Below are 21,160 nucleotides of genomic sequence, written 5' to 3' on the forward strand. Positions count from 1 at the left end.
GTACAACACCCCGAGCGCCATAGCGCTTGAGGTGTTGTTTTCACTTCTGGGAATTATATTCATTTAAGTGAATTTCGACTGTTTCTAGTTGTTTTTTTTCGATTTTCTCCCACTTTACGCCCGTTGTATGAATAGTTGGTGTAATAAATATTGACGTGGCACTAGAATTGAAATCGTTTATTACCACAGTTCCTGTAGAATATTTATCTGTTACTTTCATTGTTGTAGTTGGAGCTTCCTCATAGTGGTTTCCGAGGTTGTCTGTAATGTCTAAGGTTACGATTTCAGTGGCAAAATCAAGGTCACCGCTAAAGTAAATCACGGTTGCATATTTTGTAAAGGAAAGGTAATCAATGACTAATTCATGCGGGTTTAACGATATTGTTTGATTTACAGTTAATTCATTTCCTTGAATTTTATTTAGTTCAATAGAGAAATTCCAATCTCCAGAAGCAAGCGTATTTCGATTAATATCTAAGAAACTGCCAGGCTCCCAAGTTAATTCAATAGAAGAAGGAGATGGTATAGTGTTATTCAACGTTATTGTTAAAAAACCAATATAAGTATCCTCATTTATTTTTTTAAATTTGAATCCACCATCACTTCCATCTTCATGTCCTGCTAATTTAGGAAGATTCTCCATGAAAAGTAGATTATCCAATGGTTGCTCCGATTCTAACGAAAAACTGAGAGAAACCAAATTCCCATCATATAGGGCATCTTCTACTTTCATAGTTATCCCATTACTCACTGATGTTGTTGCAACAATACTCGAGTTGTCAGCAAAACGTGAGAGTTGTTCGTCTTTTGAAAAGTAAGAAAGGAACTGTTCAACAATTGGTAATTTTGATGCTACTGTCGATATACTCATAATTCCGACTGAGCTAATGCCAATTGCAATCAGTGCAGCTACAACCCATTTAGGTAGCCTAAATACCTTTATTGGCTTTTGTAAAATATGCCTAATCACAGCTTGCTTTTCTTCCTTGGCAACCTCAATAGACGTAATTTCTTCTATGTCAATTTGCAAGAAATCTTTTTCATTTTTCAAGTCAAACACTCCCTTAATTTTAGATTTTTAGCAAGCTTTTTCTTTCCTCTATACAAACGATTCTCTACTGCAGATTTTGAAATATGTAAGATTTCTGCTATTTCACCATTTGTGTAATCTAAATAATATTTCATTAAGAATAATTCTCTATCTGATTGTGTAAGTTGCATGATTTCAAGAAGAAGTAGTTCTTTTTCATAGGATTTTTCTAGTTGTTTTTCGATATTATTTGTAGCTATTAGGGGCGGTACATTTTCCATAGGTAGTGTAGCATGTGATTTTTGCATTTTACGATAAATATCAATCGCTTTGTATTTAGCTATCATCCCAATCCATCTCTTAAAATCCGCATCTTCTCCTATAAAATAGTTACTTTTTTGCCAAACTAATAGAAATACATCATTCACACATTCTTCGACCAACATGTAATCGGAGGGCTTTTCCAAAATTTTTAATGTAATTGCTTTCACATAACCTAGATAGTGCTCTACCACATATCGAAGTGCACTTTCATCTTGCCGTTGTAGGCGCTCGATAAAGTCTTTCATTTTGTCACTTCCTTTGACTGTTATACATACTATAACGAATTTTTATTGGAACACTCGTGCAAAAAAGGAAAGTTTTTCTTTTTATTGTAATGATGTTCCTTTAAGACTGCTATTTTGTGGCTGCTATTTCGTTTTCGCTACAGAAAATTTGGTCGCTGCCGTTACGCTACGCGCAGAAAAATGAGTTGCCCAAATCTGGGGCAACTCATTTTTTGTAACTAATTTGTAACTGGACTTTTGTATAGTTAGGGCATAGCTACGAAAGCGCTTTCGTTAAATTTTTATGAAAAGGGGGTTTGATTGTGAAAAAGTATTGGCTTACGTTGTTCTTACTCGTTTTGACAATGATGATCGTGGCATGTGGGGGGGAAGATACGAAGGATAATGGCTCAGACAGTGCGTCTCCTGATGAAGGACAAGAAACGAATGCGTCAGGCGAAGGTGGCACGATTAAAATCGGTGTACTTGCCTCGTTAACAGGTGCACTTGAATCGTATGGGAAGCAAACACAGCGTGGCTTTGACTTGGGCATAGAATACGCTACGGATGGCACTATGAAGGTAAATGGTAAGAAAATCGAAATCGTTTATGAGGATACCGAAACAAAACCTGAGGTCGCTGTACAGAAGGCTACCAAACTTTTAGAAGATGACAAAGTAGATTTCTTAGTAGGTTCTTCAAGCTCTGGTGATACGTTAGCGGTACTGCCACTTGCGGAGGAATACGAAAAAATTATGGTTGTTGAGCCTGCAGTTGCTGATAGTATTACAGGTTCAGAATTTAATGAGTATATTTTCCGCACAGGACGAAACTCCTCTCAGGATGCCTATGCAGCAGCGGCAGCAATTGCTGGTAAAGACGTTAAAATCGCAACGTTTGCGCCTGATTATTCGTTTGGGTGGGACGGAGTAACGGCATTTAAAACAGCTGCAGAAGCTCTAGGTGCAGAAATTATCTTAGAGGAATATGCAGATCCAGCAGCCACAGATTTTACATCGAATCTACAAAAAGTAATTGATGCAAAGCCCGATTATTTATTTGTTGTCTGGGCGGGGGCAAACTCTCCGTGGAATCAAATTGCCGATTTAAAGATTCAAGATAAGGGCATTAAAATTTCTACTGGTGCCCCCGATATTATTGCACTGCAATTTATGAATCCGTTAATTGGCATGGAAGGATTCTCTGTTTATTATCATACATTACCGCAAAATGATGTGAATAAATGGCTAGTAGAGGAACATCAAAATCGCTTTAATGAAGTGCCTGATTTATTTACCCCAGGTGGCATGTCAGCTGCGATTTCTATCGTAGAGGCCTTAAAAAAATCAGAAGGTGATGCTGATGCTAAAAAACTGATTACGATTATGGAAGGCATGTCATTTGAAACACCAAAAGGCACAATGACATTCCGAGAAGAAGATCATCAAGCCCTGCAATCCATGTATTCCATTCGTTTAGAAAAACAAGATGGTGTAGATTATCCAGTGCCGGTGCTGATTCGTGAGCTTAGCCCTGAAGAAACAGCTCCACCCGTATTAAATTAGTTCAATTTGAGACAGAATGACCAACCGATTCTGTCTCTCTTCAGCTATTTTCATGCAAGAGTGGCTGAAGAGAGATAGAAGTACCTGAAAGGAGATTTACGATGGAACCTATTTTAAGAACAGAAAACTTAACGATACGTTTCGGCGGGCATACTGCCGTTGATCATGTGAATTTTAATATGCCAGAAAAACATTTGAAATCGATAATTGGTCCAAATGGTGCGGGTAAAACAACCTTTTTTAACTTAATCAGCGGGGAGTTGAAGCCGACTGCAGGAGATGTGTTTTTTAAAGGACAATCACTTTCTCAAAAATCATCCATTGCCAGAACACGCATGGGACTGGGGCGGTCGTTTCAAATTACTAACGTTTTTCCAAATTTGACGGTATTAGAAAATGTCCGATTAGCTGTGCAATCAAAAGAAAAAATACGCTATCAATTGTTTCGTCATTATAAAAGTTATCAAGCTATTACAGAAAAAGCAGAAGAACTTTTAACGCTTGTTTTACTCGATAACAAAAGAGAGGCGCTCACAACAATGTTGTCGCACGGTGAAAAAAGAAAGCTTGAAATCGCCATGTTGCTCGCATTGGATACTGAAATTCTACTACTTGATGAACCTACAGCAGGCATGTCTTTAGAAGAAGTCCCTGCCATTTTAGAGGTTATTCGTACGATAAAAAATAAGGGCGATAAAACCATTCTGCTCATCGAACACAAGATGGATATGATATTAGATTTGTCAGATTCCATTATGGTGTTATTTAATGGCCAGCTCCTTGCAGATGGAACACCCGATGAAATCATGCAAAACGAAACCGTACAAAATGCTTATTTAGGAGGGCTGTACGATGAACACCTTACTGAAGTTAAATGACGTCCATACGCACATCGGTCAGTACCATATTTTACAGGGTATCAATTTTGAAGCAATAGAGGGGCAGGTTAGTGTGCTTCTCGGTCGTAATGGCGCTGGAAAAACGACTACCCTAAAAACCATTATGGGCTTAACGCCGGCCTCTAAAGGAGAGGTGGAATTTCGAGCGCAATCTATAAGGAAGAACCCTACTTACAAAGTTGCCAAACTAGGCATTGGCTATGTACCAGAAAATCAAGGGATTTTTGCGAATTTAACTGTTGAAGAAAATATGAAGGTGGCCATGCGTAAAGAGGATACAGCAACCCTAGAACGACAAAATTATGTGCTTGAACTGTTTCCGGATTTAAAAAAATTTTGGAAAAAGGCTGGCGGTCATCTTTCTGGTGGTCAAAAGCAAATGCTGTCAATGGCAAGGGCCTTTATAAATGATAGTAAATTGATTTTGATTGATGAGCCATCAAAGGGATTAGCTCCGATTGTTGTAGAGAAAGTAATGGAGGCCATCGTTGAAATGAAGAAGCAAACATCCATTGTTCTTGTAGAGCAAAACTTCATCATGGCTAGCCGTATAGGCGATACGTATACATTGATTGACGATGGCAGGACTGTGCATGCGGGCAAAATGGAAGATCTTGTCCATAACGAAGAACTGAAACGTAAATATTTAGGAATTGGATAAAGGAGGTGTTTTCATTGGAATTAATGGTGAATTTGATTATTAACGGCTTGGCGACAGGCATGTTAATCTTTTTACTTGCGGCTGGACTTACGTTAATTTTTGGCTTAATGGACGTATTGAACTTTGCACATGGTGGGTTATTTGTGTGGGGTGCCTATGCAGGGATATTTACGTATATGTACACGGAAAGTTTTTTAATTGGCATTTTAGGGGCCATTGGTACAGGTGCTCTTTTAGGTCTTGTAACAGAGAAGTTAATCATTACACCAGTCTATGGCAATCATATTCAGCAAATTTTAATTACATTAGGGTTAATGCTTGTTCTACAAGAAATGATAAAGGTTGTTTTCGGACCAAATGGTGTGCCAGTGAAGACACCAAGCTTTTTAGCGGGCAGTTGGGAAATTGGCGACGTCATTATTATTAAATATCGATTATTTATCACTGTAGTAGGATTTGTGATCTTCGGCATTTTCCAGTATATGCTGAAACGTACTAAGATTGGGCTGATTGTTCGCGCAGGTGTACAAGATAAGGAAATGGCACAGGCACTTGGTATTCATATAAAGCAAGTATTTTTATATGTCTTCATGGTTGGAGCGGCACTTGCAGCACTGAGCGGCATGTTAATGGCACCCTATTCAGGGGTAATTTATGCAGAGATGGGCATGGAATATGCCATATTAGGCTTTATTGTTGTAGTGATTGGGGGAATGGGGAGTTTCTCTGGTTCTCTACTTGCAGCCATTTTAGTTGGTCTAGCTGGTAGCTTTATGGCGTATTATGTGCCTGTTTTATCGCTTGCGGTCAACATGATATTAATGGCCATTGTGTTAATATTCCGTCCACAAGGTTTATTTACGATGAGAAAGGAGAGATCGACATGAAAATACCTTTGAAACATGTAAGTTTTTTACTGATTCTATCTAGCCTCGTCATTCTCCCTTTCGTCAATGATTCACGGACACTCATTATTTTATTAACGCAAATCTTTATCTTTGGTATTTTAGCAATGAGCTACGATATTTTACTAGGCTATACAGGCATCGTGTCCTTTGGTCATGCGATGTTTTTTGGAATAGGCGCATATACAACGGCTGTCATGCTGAAACAACTAGATGCAACGCTGGCAATGTTCTTTTTGTCCATTGTGGCTGGGATGTTTTTTGCGGGCATCATCAGCTTCCTCGTCGGATTACTGACGCTACGTTTAAAAAGTCACTTTTTTGCCATGCTCACATTAGCTTTTTCTGGCTTATTTTTAGTCGTTGCAGAAAAATGGCGTTCAGTTACGTATGGCAATGATGGCTTTACTTTTAGAGCTCCTGACATTTTTAAAGATCGCATCGCGTTTTATTTCTTTGTTTTAGCGTGTTTAGTGGTAATTTTTATAGCACTGTATCGCTTTGTAAATTCGCCAACAGGACGGATTTTAATTGCTGTTCGTGAGAACGAACAACGAACAAAATCTTTAGGCTTCAACACCTTACACTATAAGGTGATTGCTTCTGTAGTGGCAGGTATCGTGGCAAGCTTAGCTGGATCATTATATTCACTATCACTGCGCTTTGTTAATACAAGTGTAATGACGATGGATATTACACTGGATGCATTATTAATGACAATTATCGGAGGCGTGGGCACATTAGTAGGACCATTACTCGGAGCGGCAGTTATTGAGTATGCACAGCATGCGTTATCAGGGTTGGCACGTGACTATCCAATATTTGAACGTTGGATTATTTTCTTTGGGATACTGTATATTTTAGCAGTACTCTTTTTCCCGAAAGGTATCATTGGCTCTATACGTATCATGTTTTGGAAATGGCGTTCGAGACAAAAAGAAAGAAGAAAGCCACCAGCTGCCCTTCCACATAAAAAGGAGCGATTTGAATGACTGTAGGTATTGTTAGCACAGGAATCTATATTCCTCAAACGAAAATGACATCATCAGAAATTGCGGTACTTTCTAGTATTCCGGAAGAAATTATTCGGCAGAAAATGGGCATTCACGAAAAGCCGATTCCTGGGAAACACGATCATACCGTACAAATGGGCATATGGGCTGCACAACAGGCATTACAAAAGGCCAATATTGAACCAAAATCCATTGATGTAGTGATGTATATGGGGGAAGAGCATAAAGAATATCCTCTGTGGACGGCTTCCATAAAAATGCAAGAGGAACTTGGTGCAGTAAATGCTTGGGCATTCGATGTTCAGCTAAGATGTGGCACGACCATTATGGCACTTAAACTAGCAAAGAGCTTAATGGAATCGGATGACTCCATACACACGGTTCTGCTTGCAGGTGGCTACCGCAATGTTGACTTTATAGATTATACAAATCCGAGAACACGCTTTATGTATAATTTAGCAGCTGGCGGCGGGGCAATTGTTTTGCAAAAAAACTATGAAAAGAATCATTTATTAGAGGCGGATATTATGACAGATGGTTCTTTTTCAGAGGATGTCGTTGTGCCAGTCGGTGGCACTAAGAAGCCACTGACACCAGAAGATTTAAAAAATAATCACTATCAATTAGACGTTTTAGATCCAGTCGGCATGAAGGAACGCCTTGAGCAAAAATCATTAAGTAATTTTTTAAAGGTAATTCGGTCGTCTTTAGCGAAAAGTGAACGTAGCGAAGAAGATATTAACTATTTAGCAATGCTTCATATGAAGAAATCTGCCCATGATTACATCCTTTCAGCGCTCGGATTACAGGAAGACCAATCAATCTATTTACAAGATTATGGACATATCGGGCAAATCGATCAAATCTTATCGCTACAGCTTGCATTAGAGCAAGGGCGTATTCAGGACGGGGACACTGTAACATTAGTCAGTGCAGGCATTGGCTATGTATGGGGAGCAATTACAATTCGTTGGGGATAGGGAGGAAGAGCAATGCTACAAACAGTTCAACTATTGAATGGGGAATCCATTTCATATCGAAAACGTGCTGGTGGATCACATGTTTTATTGCTGATTCATGGCAATATGACCTCTTCTAAGCATTGGGATGTACTAATCGCGTCTTTAGATACTAAATACACCATTTATGCAATGGATTTACGGGGATTTGGTGGTTCGTCTTATCGTCAAGCAATCACTTCTATCAAAGATTTTAGCGAAGATGTGAGGCTTTTTGTTGAGGCAATCCAATTGACACAGTTTGACATGATTGGCTGGTCCACAGGTGGGGCTGTAAGTATGCAATTTGTTGCAAATTATCCTGGCTATTGCCAGCGACTCATTTTACTGGCCTCAGCTTCCACGAGAGGGTATCCATTTTATAGTGATTTAGGTACAGGCAATCAAGCATCCTTAAAAAGAGCATCCACTTACCAGGAGGTACTCGTTGATTCGTCTAAAACGAAATTAGTACAAGGTCTCTATGATACGAATAATGTGGAAGGCTTACAGTCGATTTGGAACGCTTTGATTTACACACATCTACAGCCTGACACAGCACAGTATGAGGCATATGTAGCGGATATGCTTAGTCAACGAAACCTTGCGGAAGTGTACCATGCATTGAACATGTTCAATATAAGTGCCTTTGATCATGAGGTGGCAAAAGGGACGCATGAAGCCCAGCAAATTGATATTCCGACGCTCGTGTTAAGGGGAGATCGTGATTACGTGATAACAGAGCAAATGAATGATGAAATCATGCAAGATTTAGGCCAATGTGCGGAATTTATATGTTTAGAAAATTGCGGGCATTCGCCATTAATTGATGATTTGCCCCAGCTTATATCGAAAATAGAAACCTTTTTAGAAATTGGAGGAAAGAATTATGCGCTTAAACAATAAAGTGGCCATTATTACGGGTGCGGCCAATGGGATAGGTTATGCTGCTGCAGAACGTTTTATAGAAGAGGGGGCGAGCGTTTTTATAGCTGATTTTGATGAAAAAACGGGTGCTCTAGCAGCAGATAAACTTGGTAATCAAGCAACCTTTGTGCAAACAAATGTCGCTGATAAGGAAAGTGTTAAAAGATTAGTCGCAGCTGTGATAGAGCAAGCTGGTCGAATTGATATTTTAGTCAATAATGCAGGAATAACACGCGATGCTATGCTCATTAAAATGACGGAAGATCAGTTTCAACAGGTGCTTGATGTCAACTTGTCAGGAGTTTTTCATTGTACACAAGAAGTCATCCCGCATATGATTGCAGCCGGTCATGGCAAAATTATCAATACGTCTTCTGTTAGTGGGATATACGGCAATATTGGTCAAACAAACTATGCCGCAACGAAGGCAGCTATTATCGGTATGACCAAAACTTGGGCCAAGGAGCTAGGGCGAAAAGGCATCAATGTCAACGCAGTTGCACCTGGCTTTACAGAAACTGAAATGGTAAAGAAAATGCCAGAAAAAATTCTTGAACAAATGCGCTCTATCGTGCCGTTACAACGATTAGGTACCCCACGAGATATTGCCAATGCCTATCTATTTTTAGCATCTGATGAGGCATCCTATGTACATGGCCACACGCTTCATGTGGATGGCGCCATTATGATGTGATAGAGGAGGGCGTTCAACATGTTTATGGAGCAAGCTTGGATAGTAAAACGCGCTTCCTTAACTCCTACTCGATTAGCATTGATCAACTTAGAAACGAACGAACAATGGACCTATCAACAGTTAACAACTGAAATTGCAAAATGGAGTCATTTCTTTGAACGTCAAAATTTGCAACAAGGAAGTCGAGTAGCTATTTTTGCGCGCAATAACATTGTCCTCTTTGCCATATTATTTGCCTGTGGGTTAAGGGGACTGATTTATGTACCGTTAAATTGGCGTTTGAGCCTGGAAGAATTAAATCAAATTATGGCTGATGCCACGCCTTCCTTACTTCTTTACGATGAGGGTATTTCCTGTCCACTGACATGTGAAAATAGACAGTCCATCCAACAAAGGATTGAACCGGCCGCTTCTCCTAGTGTTACGCAAATGGATATGAATGCTCCGTGGCTCATGATCTACACAGGTGGTACAACGGGAAAAGCGAAAGGGGTCGTCCTTTCATTCAATTCAGTTAATTGGAATGCTATTAATACGATTATTAGCTGGGGACTGCGTGAAGATGATTGTACTTTGAATTATATGCCGATGTTTCATACTGGTGGCATAAATGCCTTATGTATCCCTTTACTCATGGCGGGTGGTACAGTGGTTATAGGTGATAAATTTGAGGCAGAAAACGCGCTGATTGCTATCAATCAATATAAAACGACCATTTCTCTTTTTGTCCCAACAATGTATCAGGCAATGATTACGACTACGTATTTTCAAGAAACTCATTTTCCAACTGTCAATGTGTTTTTATCGGGAGGGGCCCCATGTCCACATCCCATATACGATGCTTTCTTTAAGAAGGGATTATTCTTCAAAGAAGGATACGGATTAACGGAAGCAGGGCCGAATAATTTTTATATTTCACGCGAAGATGCCTATCGAAAAAAGGGGGCAGTTGGTAAAAGCATGCAGTTCAATGACACTAAAATTGTCAATACAACGGGAAAAAGCTGTGTACCAAATGAAGTAGGAGAGTTGTTCATCAGAGGGAAGCATATGTTTGAGTTTTATTGGAATAATCCACTTGAAACGGAGAAAACCATTGACAATGGCTGGTTAAAGACTGGCGATTTAGCAAAGATGGATGAGGATGGGGATTTCTATATTGTTGGTAGGCTTAAAGAAATGATTATTAGTGGTGGTGAAAATGTCTACCCACAAGAAGTAGAGCAATGTATTTTACGGCACCAGTTAGTCAAAGAAGTTGCAGTTATTGGGGCACCAGACGATTATTGGGGAGAAATCGTCACGGCATTTATAGTGTGTAGCCATAAAACAGCTGTTATTTCACAAGAAATAACAGCACTTTGTAAGGAATCTTTAGGGCGCTATAAAATGCCTAAAAAAATTATTTTCATAGAGGAGCTACCAAAAACGATTGTTGGCAAAATTGATAAAAAAGCATTGCAATTATACCTTACAATTTCTTAAGTCGAGCACCATACGAACTTTTAATCGCTCAGTAAAATTTATATGTTGAGGGGTAAAAAGGAAAATGTCTTCATCATCAAGAATATAGATAGAAGACGCATCTAGCTAAGCACTTTAGGATGAAGGGGGTATTTTAATGAATAAATTAGTACATGACAATCTAGCAGAAACGAGAAATAACCTAGTAACGGAGATTACTTTATTAGGTGAGGCTCAATTTAATTATAAGCCTGATACGAATACGTGGAGTGTCGCACAGGTTTGCCATCACTTAGTATTAGTTGAACAAGCAACTCTAAAGGCGATTGCATGGGGATTACAAGAGAGTGATAGTACGCTACAGGAACGTAAAAAAGTACATCTACTAATATTGGATAGAACGAAAAAGATTAATGCACCAAAGATTGTAGAACCAAATGTAGAACCGTTTGAAGTACAACAAATAGTCGATTTGTTAAACGATTCGAGAAATAAATTGGTGACTTTTCTGAGCACTATTGAAGATCCATCCTTATTAGCGAAAAAATCAGTGAAGCATCCTGCTTTAGGTGATCTGCATCTCGATCAATGGGTTGAACAGATTTATTTGCATGAACAGCGGCACATAGAGCAAATAAAAGAAATAAAATTACTTGTAGACGCGACAAGTTAGCTGAAGTTGCATAAGTTTGTTAAGTTATGAAATTATAATTATGACTATATTGCTAAAGCACAGTAAGATTTGTGCAAATGTCAGACTGTCTACAAAATACCCCGAGAGTTTCACCTCTCAGGGTATTTTGTCGTTTTTGAAGGTAGTTGAATTCAAATTCCCCCTGAATTTTATGTATGAAAACAAAATCCTAAACCAACGATATGCCATATTCGTTTCGATCTTTTTTATTGTTGGGCGCGTCGAATTTTCATCCCCTAAAGTATTTTTAGCAGGTTAGGAGTAGAATAGGCTATCAGTAAGCGATACAAGTTGATTGGAAAGGAAGGCGCGACACTTCTGCAGGAACAGCACGTGCGGAAAATCCACTTTTGCGGCGACCCGACGCAAAAATTAGTTGGTGCCGTGCCTGTAGAAAGGGAGCGCCTGGAACGGAAATAACGGTTTCTGACTATTTATTTCCACCTATTTCTACACAAAGCTTCCCATAATACGTCCATATCAGTAAAATAGAGTAGGTTAGGGGGATACAACTTTGAAAGATTACCGATTTAAAATTGCGCATCGGGAGGCGCTGATTGGCATTGCACTTGTCATTGTCAATTTTGCTATTTGGTACGGCTTTGCGTATGGGCTTGGTGCTGGTGATCCAGTTAATTATACGTATGTTTTGGGCTTCCCGTCTTGGTTTTTCTACAGCTGTATGGCGGGGACCGTCTTTATGATTGTGCTTATCTGGCTCGTCATGAAACTCTTTTTCAAAGAGGTGCCATTTGATGATGAGGAGGTGGATGAGTAATGCATTGGCAGGTCATTTTACCACTTTTCTTATTTTTAGTAATCATTTTTGGTATAGGGATATGGTCGAATAAGCATGTACGCACATCTAATTCATTTTTGCAGGAGTATTTCCTAGGTGGTCGTGAAATGGGTGGATTCATCCTCGCGATGACCATGATTGCCACATACGGTAGTGCAAGTAGCTTCATTGGAGGACCCGGTGTGTCATACAATAAAGGACTTGGCTGGGTACTGCTGGCGATGGCGCAATTACCAGCTGGGTATTTTGTGCTCATGATATTAGGCAAGAAATTTGCCATTATCGCAAGGCGTTATCAAGCTATTACGTTAATTGATTTTTTACGCGAACGCTATAAAAGCCATTTCATCGTTATTTTATCTGCTATTAGTATTATCGTCTTTTTATTTTCTGCGATGATGGCACAGTGGGTTGGTGGTGCGCGTCTAATCGAATCGTTAACTGGACTAAACTATACAGCTGCACTCTTTATTTTTGCGGTTTCTGTATTGATTTATGTGATTATTGGTGGTTTCCGTGCGGTGGCGTTAACAGACACTGTACAAGGTTCAATTATGGTCATAGGAACTGTCATTTTACTAATTGGGACAATCATTGCGGGTGGTGGAATTGATAATATTATGGCATCACTAGTCGCTGAAAACCCTAATCTTGTGTCACCATTCGGAGCAGATGGGGACTTAACGCCATTATACGTGTCAACATTTTGGATTTTAATTGGTGTAGGGGTAGTAGGGCTCCCACAAATTGCTGTACGTGCCATGAGCTATAAAGATTCAAAAAGCATGCATTTAGCAATTATTATTGGCACTATTGCGATAGGGACGATAATGTTTGGTATGCATTTAATTGGTGTCTTAGCACGACCAGTAATGCCGGGTATCGACATTGGCGATAAGGTAATGCCAATGCTCACGTTAAAAGTATTACCACCGTTTTTAGCGGGTATTGTGTTAGCTGCTCCAATGGCGGCAACGATGTCTACGGTCAATGCTTTGTTAATGCTAGTCAGCTCAACGGTTGTAAAGGATATTTATTTAAACTATGTGAAACCAACTGCAAATGATGCAGAAATTAAACGGGCTAGCTTTATCGTCACAACGGTAATTGGCTTAGCTGTCGTTGTATTTGCCTTAAATCCTCCAGATTTACTCGTATGGTTAAATTTATTTGCCTTCGGGGGATTGGAAGCAGTCTTTATATGGTCAGTAGTACTAGGGCTTTATTGGAAAAAGGCAAACAAATATGGAGCGATTGCATCAATGATTACCGGCATGACGTTGTATATTGTCATTGACCGTTTTTATCCTTCTGTGTTTGGCATGCATACCGTAACCATTCCAATTATCGCCTCATTCATTGTTTTTGTTATCGTTAGTCTCTGTACAGCGCATAAATTTAAAAATGAAAAACTATTTATTTAGAAAGCAACGCCGTAAATGTACTATCTACGGCGTGTTTTTTTAGAATGAATTTTACCAAGAACCTACAGTAGTAATAGAAGAAGGACTTACTCAAATAATTGAGTAAGTCCCTAATTTTTTATTCAAAAAATACTTTATCAAGATTGTATTTTGCACGGAAAGTGTTGATAGCGTATGTTTCGTAAATTTCACGTTCCATTGGATCTTCAATTTCGTACACTTCAATTTTGAAAATTTCATCGCGGTATTTTTTCATAGGAGATACATTGTCTTCAAAGTGTTTTTTTATACGTTGACGAATTTTACGTGCTTTCCCTACATATAAAAGTTCGTTTTTCTCATTGTAGAAAAAGAAAATGCCGCCATTTTCGCGTGTGATCTTGTGGAAGTCGATAAATCCATGGTAAGGCGTGATAGGCACATCACCTGGTTTTAACACTTGTTCGCGCTGACGAATTACTAAATCTGGTTTTGGTAGTTCAATTTTAATCAAAATATTCACGTTCCTCTCTGTTACATAAGGTATATCTTAACATAATTCATACGTGGTAGCTATTATCAATTTCTCTTATGACAAAATGCGAAAATGAGTGTTGTCCAATAGAGTAAAGCTAGTATGAGCACAATGGCAAAAAATTTAAACGTAAGCATGAAAATATTTGGTAGCCCGTGCTACAAAGCAAATGACAAGCATACGCAGACGAATCCTACTCTCGACTGTGGAATGATTCAGTTTATGATACATAGAGGCAGCATCTTGAGCATATATTGTGCAAATAATCGTCATCAATGCGAAAAAAGAGCATCGAAAATGATATAAAACACCCAACCGAGTGTACTATTATATGGATAATGTAAATTTAAAAATTTTAACGACATAGAAAACATATAAACGAAATATTCTATGTATTATTGAAATTCTTAATTGTTCATGATACAATTCTCATTAATTAAATAATCTTATCAAGAGAAGCTGAGGGATTTGGCCCTATGACGCTTCAGCAACCTCTAACTTCGTTAGAAAGGTGCTACTTCCAGCAAAGGATTCTTCCTTTGAGAGATAAGAGTGAACGTGATGATAAATCCTTCTCATTCTTGCTCGTATGGAATGAGGGGGATTTTTTGATTTTTATATACAGAGAAAAAAATAAAATGAAATGAAATGGGGAATGCAACATGCCAATTAATATTCCGAAAAACTTGCCAGCTGGCGAACATTTACGTGAGGAAAAAATCTTCGTGATGGAAGAAGACCGAGCAAAAACACAACAAATTCGTCCGTTAAATATTTTAATTTTTAATCTGATGCCAGAAAAAGAAAAAACGGAGCTCCAATTACTGCGTCTACTAGGTAATACTCCTTTGCAAGTAAATATTACGTTTTTAAATACGGCAACCCATGAATCGAAGAATGTCAGTAAATCACATTTACAGTTATTCTACTCAACGTTTAAAGAAGTTCGGCATCGTCGTTTTGATGGCATGATTATTACAGGTGCACCTGTTGAAAAAATGGCATATGAAGAGGTGAATTATTGGGAAGAAATCTCAGAAATAATGGATTGGTCAAAGAAAAACGTAACTTCTGTAATGCACATCTGTTGGGGTGCTCAGGCTGCACTTTATCACCATTACGGAATTGGTAAATTCGAATTACCAGAAAAATGCTCGGGTGTATATTCGCATGTGATTACGGATTTAACCGTGGATTTAGTACGTGGATTTAGCGATTTATTTACAGCGCCACATTCACGTTATACTTCCGTATCAATTGATGAAGTGCGTAACCATCCTGATTTACGTTTACTATCCTATTCTGAAGAAGCGGGCGTTTTTATTGTCCAATCCAAAGACAATAAAAATATTATGATTACGGGACATCTTGAATATGATGCGACAACACTAGCAGACGAATATAGTCGTGACGTTGCTAAAGGATTAGATATTATGGTACCGGTTAATTACTTCCCAAATGATAACCCATCAAATGAACCGATGAATACATGGCGAGCACATACGCATTTATTATTCTCAAACTGGCTAAATTACTATGTCTACCAAGAAACACCATATGAATGGGATTTTGCCGAAGATCATATAGAATTTCATATTTGATGTGAGTTATCACAACTGAAACGTTTCTATTGCGGAATTATCAGCGGGCAAGTCTATACGAGACATGCTCATGATAATTCCTTTTTCTGTCACTGGAGAATTGTTTGTAAATTGTTTGCGTGCCAGGCACCCTCAACCCTGCGTGCCAGGCACCCTCAACCCTTAATTTTTCGTATTTTAGCAACCAAAAGTAACAGTAGTGGCAAGAAAATTGCGAACACGGATGAAAAAAGAGGCCAGGTTTCCTTATTGTAATTATTAGAGTGAACGATATCAGGATGCACAATTTGAGAAATGACCATGGCAATCATACCAAGTGGTAATATGAGTGGGCGATGATCCTTTATTTTTAGGATTTGTGCTATACCAATGACAGACGCATAAAAATACATAAAAGTTCGTATATATATGGAGCACAGCCACATAAAAGCCATGACAATCTCAATTCGTTGTAAAAAGTTCCCTATCGATATCCTTTGTGCTAGTGCATAACTTGGAAATGCACGTTGGGCTGTATTTGTTGACCCAAGGACAAGAATCGATAAAGCAATAATAATAATAAGCACCATACCGCCAATAATTGTGCCAATGTAATAACCTTTTTTAGCTGATTTATGCACATTGACAGTAGCGGGGAAAATCATTAATAACACAACCAACGGAAATGAAAAAATACTCATAAATAAAACTATACTAGAGGCCATTGATTTGGAACTTGCTTCGAAGATCGGCTGAATATTTTTGATATCCACTTCCGGAGAGATACAAACGACAAAGATAATAAAAATAAACATAAACATAGGGAATAATATCTCGGCTGAACGTGCAAAAACTTCAATCCCCAAGTACGTGGCAAATACAATAATTATACTAAATAGAAGTGCAAATGCCATGGTAGGTGTCTCTGGCATAACTTCCGTTTTCATAAAAATGCCAATGAAATATAATAATTCACCTGCCGAAAGAAAGGTGAGTGAGATAAAACCAATGGCTGTAAATTTACCGAAGAATTTGCCTAATATTTTTTCATTGGCCTCCACAAAAGTTAAGGTGGGGGTCCTATCTGCTAAAGAAATGAATAGCTTTACGAGTAAAAGACTTAAAACGACACCTATTATGGCAACAATCCACGCATCTTGCTTAATATCTTTTGTAATACTTGCTGGAATAATTAATATACCTGTACCAATTGAATAGAGAAGGGTAATGATTGTAAACTGTCTTGAACTGATTATTTGTTTGCCCATAAACAACCACCCTTTCTTTTCATTGTGAAATAATTATTGGAACAGCGTGATAATTAACTCTCTGATTGGTTTAAAAATAAAAGAAATCAAGTCTGCTGGGCTCGGTATTGATACATTTAAACTAAGGGCAATATTTAAAGCCGTTCCGAGTACTAAAAAAATTGAAAAGACTACAATGGTTTTAGTCTCGTGTTTTTTCTTTAAAGGAGGGATGACAAAATATGCAATAATGGCAGCAATAATTAATATACCTAGCGTCATAAACATCGATTATTACTCCTTTGCTCTGTGTAATAAAGAATTTTGCATCGTCCCTAACCCCTGTGTTGTAACACGAACTTCAACATTTACTGCTAATTCTGGAAATATGGTTGACCATTCGCCTTGAATTCCCTTCCATTTTTTAGCATCTTTTCGATAAAGTACTTCGCCAAATCCTAAAATGTCTAACTGGTAATTTTTTTGAATCGTCATCAGTGTTTGTTTGATGCGTTCCTCAATCAACTCGGCTGTTTTTTTATTAATGTAAGCAATCGTTTTGTTTTCTGTTAGATTAATATCACATTCAACTTCGCCCACATTTTGCTCTACATCGATTTGAACATTCATTTGTGGCGTGTCATTTTTAAATTGTCCTTTCACCTTGGTTGTTGACTGTGTAATTTCAGTTGTTAATTGTCCTTGCTCAGGGCAAGCAATAATTTCAACAGTACTTTCAATTTTTCCATTTAAAAAATTAAAGCTTCTACTTTCTTCTTCTGTTAAAATCCCTTGTAATTTATCTTCTTTAAATACCGCTAAACCTACAAACTTCAAGACTACGGGGGTTTTAATGCGTTCGACATTCGTTTGATCAATTCCTAATTTCTTATCCCCATCTAGTTCGATGGCTGTTAATACTGCGCTTTTTTTATTACTATTTAGTGTATTTACTAATTCATCGATACTAACAGATAATGTAGAACCCCAAGCTTTTTGTGAAACTTTAATAGAATTTAGCATTTTATTTGCAGGTACTTTTTCTATGGGGGTAAGTACATTTAACACTTCTTTGGCAGTGGACTTAGACGATACGATGACATCAAAATCATTTCTGAATTCATGGTCTCGTGCGATAAAGTCTAATGTATCATTTATCCCATCTGCAGCTAATTCTTCACCTAATACCACCACTTGCAGATGAGAAAAATAGGCCTTCCTTGGTGTTAAGGTTGTCATCTTCCTAATCGCTTCAAACGCAGTTTCTCCCTTGGCGTGGTAGGTAACAACAGGCGATCGACCGCTAGAAGGTTGTTTTGTTGAAATCTCACTAGGGTCCACTACCTGTACAGATATTTCATATTCATCGTCTACTTTATCGACCCCTAATGCAACGACAATGGCTAATTCATTCAGTTCACGTTTACTCCAACAGCCGCTTAATAATAAAGTAACAATGAAAAGTAAAAATAACGATTTTGTTTTGGTCATATTGACTTCCTCATTTGCAGGTTAATCATCATTTCTTTTTTTTTGAGCAATAAATTTATGGCCTCGCGTAGTATTGTTTTTACTTACTAACCGAGGTCGTGTTAATAAAAAACTGCGTGGAAACAATACCATTGCATCTTTTTGGTCATTAACAATTAACGGCCCAAAAGGACTCATATAAGGAACACCAAATGATCGTAAACTACATAGGTGAAGGATAATTATTATAATGCCAAACATTACCCCGAATAAACCAAACATAGCTGCTAAAATCATAAGTGGAAAACGTAAGACACGCACGGTGTTAGACAAGCCATAAGCCGGGAACAAAAAACTACAAATAGCTGTTAATGCGACAATAATGACCATTACGGCTGATACTACACCTGCTTCAACAGCAGCCTGACCAATAACCAATGTGCCTACAATTGATACTGCTGGTCCAATGGTTCGCGGCATGCGAAGACCTGCTTCTCGTAATACTTCAAAGGCAATTTCCATGATGAGTGCCTCAACTACCGCAGGAAACGGCACACCTTCCCGCTGAGAAGCGATGCTAATCAACATGGGTGTTGGTAACATTTCCTGATGAAAGGTAGTAATTGCCACATAGAGCGAAGGTGCTACTAAAGCAAGGCTAATACCGAAAAACCTTAATAGACGAATAAGTGAACTAATAATCCAATGATGATAGTAATCTTCGGCTGATTGTAGAAATGATGTAAATAAAGCAGGCACAATGAGCACAAAAGGTGTACCATCCACTAAAATAGCAACTTTTCCTTCTAATAATTCTCCAGCAATCACATCAGGGCGTTCGGAATTATAGATTGTAGGGAACAATGAAAACTTAGAATCCTGAATAAAATCCTCAATATACCCGCTCTCCAAGATCCCGTCGATGTCGATACGATCTAAGCGAGAAAGAACTTCTTCTACAATTTCGTCATTCGCAATGCCATGGATATACATGATCGAAACGTCCGTTTGCGTTACTTCTCCAATAATCTTTGTTTTTATCCACAGATTTGGACTTTTAATCTTTCGACGAATTAAAGCTGTGTTTGTGCGTAGTGTTTCTGTAAAGGATTCTCGAGGACCTCTGATAACTGATTCGGTAGAAGGTTCGGCAATTGCTCGATCTTTTGCACCTTTTGTACTTGCTGAGATAGCAGTGGCTAAACCATCAAATAATATGACTGTTTCACCATTAAGTACGGAACTGTACAATGTAGTAAAGTTTTCAATATCTTTTACATCACAAATTGTTAAACAATTTTTCTTTAAATATTGGTTCACTGTTCCTAATTGAACTTCAGGTATATCCTCTAATTCCAACATCAGCGTTTCCATGATGAAGTCAGTAATCGCCGTTGTATCGGATAATCCATCTATATAGATAAGCGCTATAACCTGTTTCACCTTTTTGCCTATAGTAATTTCACGAACAATAATGTCGTCACTATTACCCAGTGTTGTTTTTACGGCTTGAATATTTTCTAAAAGAGAAGTAAAAAGTGGGCTCTGTGTAGAAATTGGTTGGGAGGTGTCGTTATTCTCTGTATTAGGCATTTTTATTCCTCCTCCATGTAAGCATGATGACTAATAAGAGGATATACAAATTTAAGAAGAGATAAACAAGTTTGCAAATTAAATGAAACAATAATTATTTGCTGTACAAAAAAAACAGTGTTTCCCTTCAACATTTGAAAGGAAACACTGTTTTATTTTGTATAGTCGTACTTTAATTCATCCATTGTAGGGTCAATATCTACATGTAAGTTATGATCATTAAAGAACCATAAATCTTTTTCATCGATGTAGTAGGTAATGCCTTCTATTACCGATTGCACACCAATTTCAATTGGCTCCTCGCGTGTCATACCAAGGGAAAAGCCTTCATGGAATGGACTTGAGCCTCCATACCTTGCGTAAAATCGAATGGTATCGCCGGTTTCAACTTCCATCTCGCGTTTAAACCATTGCAGCGCATTGTCTGTTAATGTGATATTCATGATGTACTCCCTTCTTGTTAAAGCCATTTCACCTTTGGTTCCGTACCGTTTTTGATACGAGAAATATTCGTCCGGTGGCGATAAACAATAAAGCTAAATAAAAACCCTACTAAAATACCTAACGCAAAATCCCCTGTAACAATATAATAGACGATTGAATAAATAAGTGCTACTAAAGCGGCTATCATCGATGTTAAGCTGACAATTTTCGTTAGCTTTAAAGTGATAAAGAATGTAATAAATAGCAAGATAAATAGTGGCCAAGAATAACCGAGCAATACGCCTGCAGAGGTAGCAACAGCTTTTCCTCCACGGAAACTTGCAAAGATAGGGAACATATGACCAATAACTGCTACAATCCCAAGAATTAATGAGTGGATTGACACTTCAGCAAACACAGGTAGAGTCACTAATAATACCGCCGCTGTTCCTTTTAAAACATCCATAATCGTTACGACTAAACCAGCTTTTTTTCCTAAAATACGGAATGTATTGGTAGCACCTAAGTTGCCGCTACCATGCTCGCGGATATCTGTTTTATAAAAAATTTTGCCTACCCATAACCCAGAAGGTATAGAGCCGATCACATAAGCACATAAAATAATAAGTCCATTTAGCATAGGTGGACTCCTTTCATCCAAAATTCATCACTTGGTACTAATAGTTTGTAATAAGTATTTTACACTTTTTCT

The 21,160-nt window shown here is 38.2% G+C and carries 22 protein-coding genes and 1 riboswitch; of the genes, 13 read left to right on the forward strand and 9 right to left on the reverse strand.

The features are described from left to right. Positions 1-40: 40 nt before the first annotated feature. Both ACOMCU_RS22705 and ACOMCU_RS22710 read right to left on the reverse strand, forming a co-directional pair. Positions 41-1,051 (reverse strand): DUF4179 domain-containing protein, encoded by a 1,011-nt coding sequence (locus ACOMCU_RS22705; RefSeq protein WP_421051498.1) that lies wholly within the window; start codon positions 1,049-1,051, stop codon positions 41-43. Continuing rightward, on the reverse strand, positions 1,048-1,599 hold the full coding sequence (locus ACOMCU_RS22710) for a sigma-70 family RNA polymerase sigma factor (protein WP_421051499.1): 552 nt from the start codon (positions 1,597-1,599) through the stop codon (positions 1,048-1,050). The genes ACOMCU_RS22705 and ACOMCU_RS22710 overlap by 4 nt, the downstream gene beginning before the upstream one ends. Before the next feature lie 344 nt (positions 1,600-1,943). Between ACOMCU_RS22710 and ACOMCU_RS22715 the strand changes: the two genes are divergently transcribed. From ACOMCU_RS22715 to panF, 12 genes are all read left to right on the forward strand, one after another. Continuing rightward, positions 1,944-3,143 (forward strand): substrate-binding domain-containing protein, encoded by a 1,200-nt coding sequence (locus tag ACOMCU_RS22715; protein ID WP_421051528.1) that lies wholly within the window; start codon positions 1,944-1,946, stop codon positions 3,141-3,143. A gap of 101 nt (positions 3,144-3,244) precedes the next feature. Further along, the gene (locus ACOMCU_RS22720) at positions 3,245-4,021 is read left to right on the forward strand and encodes an ABC transporter ATP-binding protein (RefSeq protein ID WP_421051501.1); all 777 of its coding nucleotides are present in this window, start codon (positions 3,245-3,247) and stop codon (positions 4,019-4,021) included. Further along, a complete protein-coding gene (locus tag ACOMCU_RS22725) occupies positions 3,996-4,703 on the forward strand; it encodes an ABC transporter ATP-binding protein (protein WP_421051502.1) in 708 nt (235 codons plus the stop codon). The genes ACOMCU_RS22720 and ACOMCU_RS22725 overlap by 26 nt, the downstream gene beginning before the upstream one ends. Positions 4,704-4,717: 14 nt before the next feature. Then, complete coding sequence (locus tag ACOMCU_RS22730) at positions 4,718-5,590, forward strand: branched-chain amino acid ABC transporter permease (protein ID WP_421051503.1); 873 nt, start codon at positions 4,718-4,720, stop codon at positions 5,588-5,590. Then, entirely contained in the window at positions 5,587-6,600 is a 1,014-nt protein-coding gene (locus ACOMCU_RS22735) for a branched-chain amino acid ABC transporter permease (RefSeq protein WP_421051505.1), read from the forward strand. The genes ACOMCU_RS22730 and ACOMCU_RS22735 overlap by 4 nt, the downstream gene beginning before the upstream one ends. After that, positions 6,597-7,601: a 3-oxoacyl-ACP synthase gene (locus tag ACOMCU_RS22740; RefSeq protein ID WP_421051506.1), complete on the forward strand. Its 1,005-nt coding sequence runs from the start codon at positions 6,597-6,599 to the stop codon at positions 7,599-7,601. Before ACOMCU_RS22735 ends, ACOMCU_RS22740 begins: the two co-directional genes overlap by 4 nt. Positions 7,602-7,613: 12 nt before the next feature. Next, positions 7,614-8,525 (forward strand): alpha/beta fold hydrolase, encoded by a 912-nt coding sequence (locus tag ACOMCU_RS22745; protein WP_421051507.1) that lies wholly within the window; start codon positions 7,614-7,616, stop codon positions 8,523-8,525. Beyond that, positions 8,509-9,240 (forward strand): 3-oxoacyl-ACP reductase FabG, encoded by a 732-nt coding sequence (fabG, locus tag ACOMCU_RS22750; RefSeq protein WP_421051508.1) that lies wholly within the window; start codon positions 8,509-8,511, stop codon positions 9,238-9,240. Before ACOMCU_RS22745 ends, fabG begins: the two co-directional genes overlap by 17 nt. 18 nt (positions 9,241-9,258) lie before the next feature. Then, on the forward strand, positions 9,259-10,725 hold the full coding sequence (locus ACOMCU_RS22755; protein WP_010859387.1) for an AMP-binding protein: 1,467 nt from the start codon (positions 9,259-9,261) through the stop codon (positions 10,723-10,725). Positions 10,726-10,861: 136 nt separating this feature from the next. After that, positions 10,862-11,377 carry a DinB family protein gene (locus tag ACOMCU_RS22760; RefSeq protein WP_421051509.1) on the forward strand — a complete coding sequence of 172 codons (516 nt, stop codon included), beginning with the start codon at positions 10,862-10,864 and terminating at the stop codon, positions 11,375-11,377. A 535-nt stretch (positions 11,378-11,912) separates the two neighbouring features. Then, a complete protein-coding gene (locus tag ACOMCU_RS22765) occupies positions 11,913-12,176 on the forward strand; it encodes a YhdT family protein (RefSeq protein WP_421051510.1) in 264 nt (87 codons plus the stop codon). Beyond that, positions 12,176-13,621: a sodium/pantothenate symporter gene (gene panF, locus ACOMCU_RS22770; RefSeq protein ID WP_421051511.1), complete on the forward strand. Its 1,446-nt coding sequence runs from the start codon at positions 12,176-12,178 to the stop codon at positions 13,619-13,621. Before ACOMCU_RS22765 ends, panF begins: the two co-directional genes overlap by 1 nt. A gap of 118 nt (positions 13,622-13,739) precedes the next feature. Here panF and ACOMCU_RS22775 read toward each other — a convergent pair whose 3' ends face one another. Next, on the reverse strand, positions 13,740-14,114 hold the full coding sequence (locus ACOMCU_RS22775; RefSeq protein ID WP_010859383.1) for a nucleotide excision repair endonuclease: 375 nt from the start codon (positions 14,112-14,114) through the stop codon (positions 13,740-13,742). 464 nt (positions 14,115-14,578) lie between these two features. Further along, positions 14,579-14,688, forward strand: a riboswitch (SAM riboswitch). A gap of 109 nt (positions 14,689-14,797) precedes the next feature. On the opposite strand from ACOMCU_RS22775, the gene metA reads away from it, so the two are divergent. Next, positions 14,798-15,736: a homoserine O-acetyltransferase MetA gene (metA, locus tag ACOMCU_RS22780; RefSeq protein WP_421051512.1), complete on the forward strand. Its 939-nt coding sequence runs from the start codon at positions 14,798-14,800 to the stop codon at positions 15,734-15,736. Between the two features lie 155 nt (positions 15,737-15,891). Here metA and ACOMCU_RS22785 read toward each other — a convergent pair whose 3' ends face one another. The 6 genes from ACOMCU_RS22785 to plsY form a co-directional block, all read right to left on the reverse strand. Beyond that, positions 15,892-16,983, reverse strand: coding sequence for a GerAB/ArcD/ProY family transporter (locus ACOMCU_RS22785; RefSeq protein ID WP_421051513.1), 1,092 nt, complete (start codon positions 16,981-16,983; stop codon positions 15,892-15,894). Positions 16,984-17,016: 33 nt separating this feature from the next. Further along, positions 17,017-17,250: a hypothetical protein gene (locus ACOMCU_RS22790; RefSeq protein ID WP_010859380.1), complete on the reverse strand. Its 234-nt coding sequence runs from the start codon at positions 17,248-17,250 to the stop codon at positions 17,017-17,019. A gap of 6 nt (positions 17,251-17,256) precedes the next feature. Next, positions 17,257-18,453 (reverse strand): Ger(x)C family spore germination protein, encoded by a 1,197-nt coding sequence (locus ACOMCU_RS22795; protein WP_010859379.1) that lies wholly within the window; start codon positions 18,451-18,453, stop codon positions 17,257-17,259. Between the two features lie 21 nt (positions 18,454-18,474). Beyond that, complete coding sequence (locus ACOMCU_RS22800) at positions 18,475-20,025, reverse strand: spore germination protein (protein WP_010859378.1); 1,551 nt, start codon at positions 20,023-20,025, stop codon at positions 18,475-18,477. Between the two features lie 152 nt (positions 20,026-20,177). After that, the gene (locus ACOMCU_RS22805; RefSeq protein ID WP_421051514.1) at positions 20,178-20,468 is read right to left on the reverse strand and encodes a HesB/YadR/YfhF family protein; all 291 of its coding nucleotides are present in this window, start codon (positions 20,466-20,468) and stop codon (positions 20,178-20,180) included. A gap of 17 nt (positions 20,469-20,485) precedes the next feature. After that, positions 20,486-21,088, reverse strand: a complete 603-nt coding sequence (plsY, locus tag ACOMCU_RS22810) for a glycerol-3-phosphate 1-O-acyltransferase PlsY (RefSeq protein WP_421051516.1) — start codon at positions 21,086-21,088, stop codon at positions 20,486-20,488. Positions 21,089-21,160: the final 72 nt, after the last annotated feature.

It is taken from the genome of Lysinibacillus sp. UGB7 (assembly GCF_049058285.1).
GTDB classification, from domain to species: domain Bacteria; phylum Bacillota; class Bacilli; order Bacillales_A; family Planococcaceae; genus Lysinibacillus; species Lysinibacillus sphaericus_B.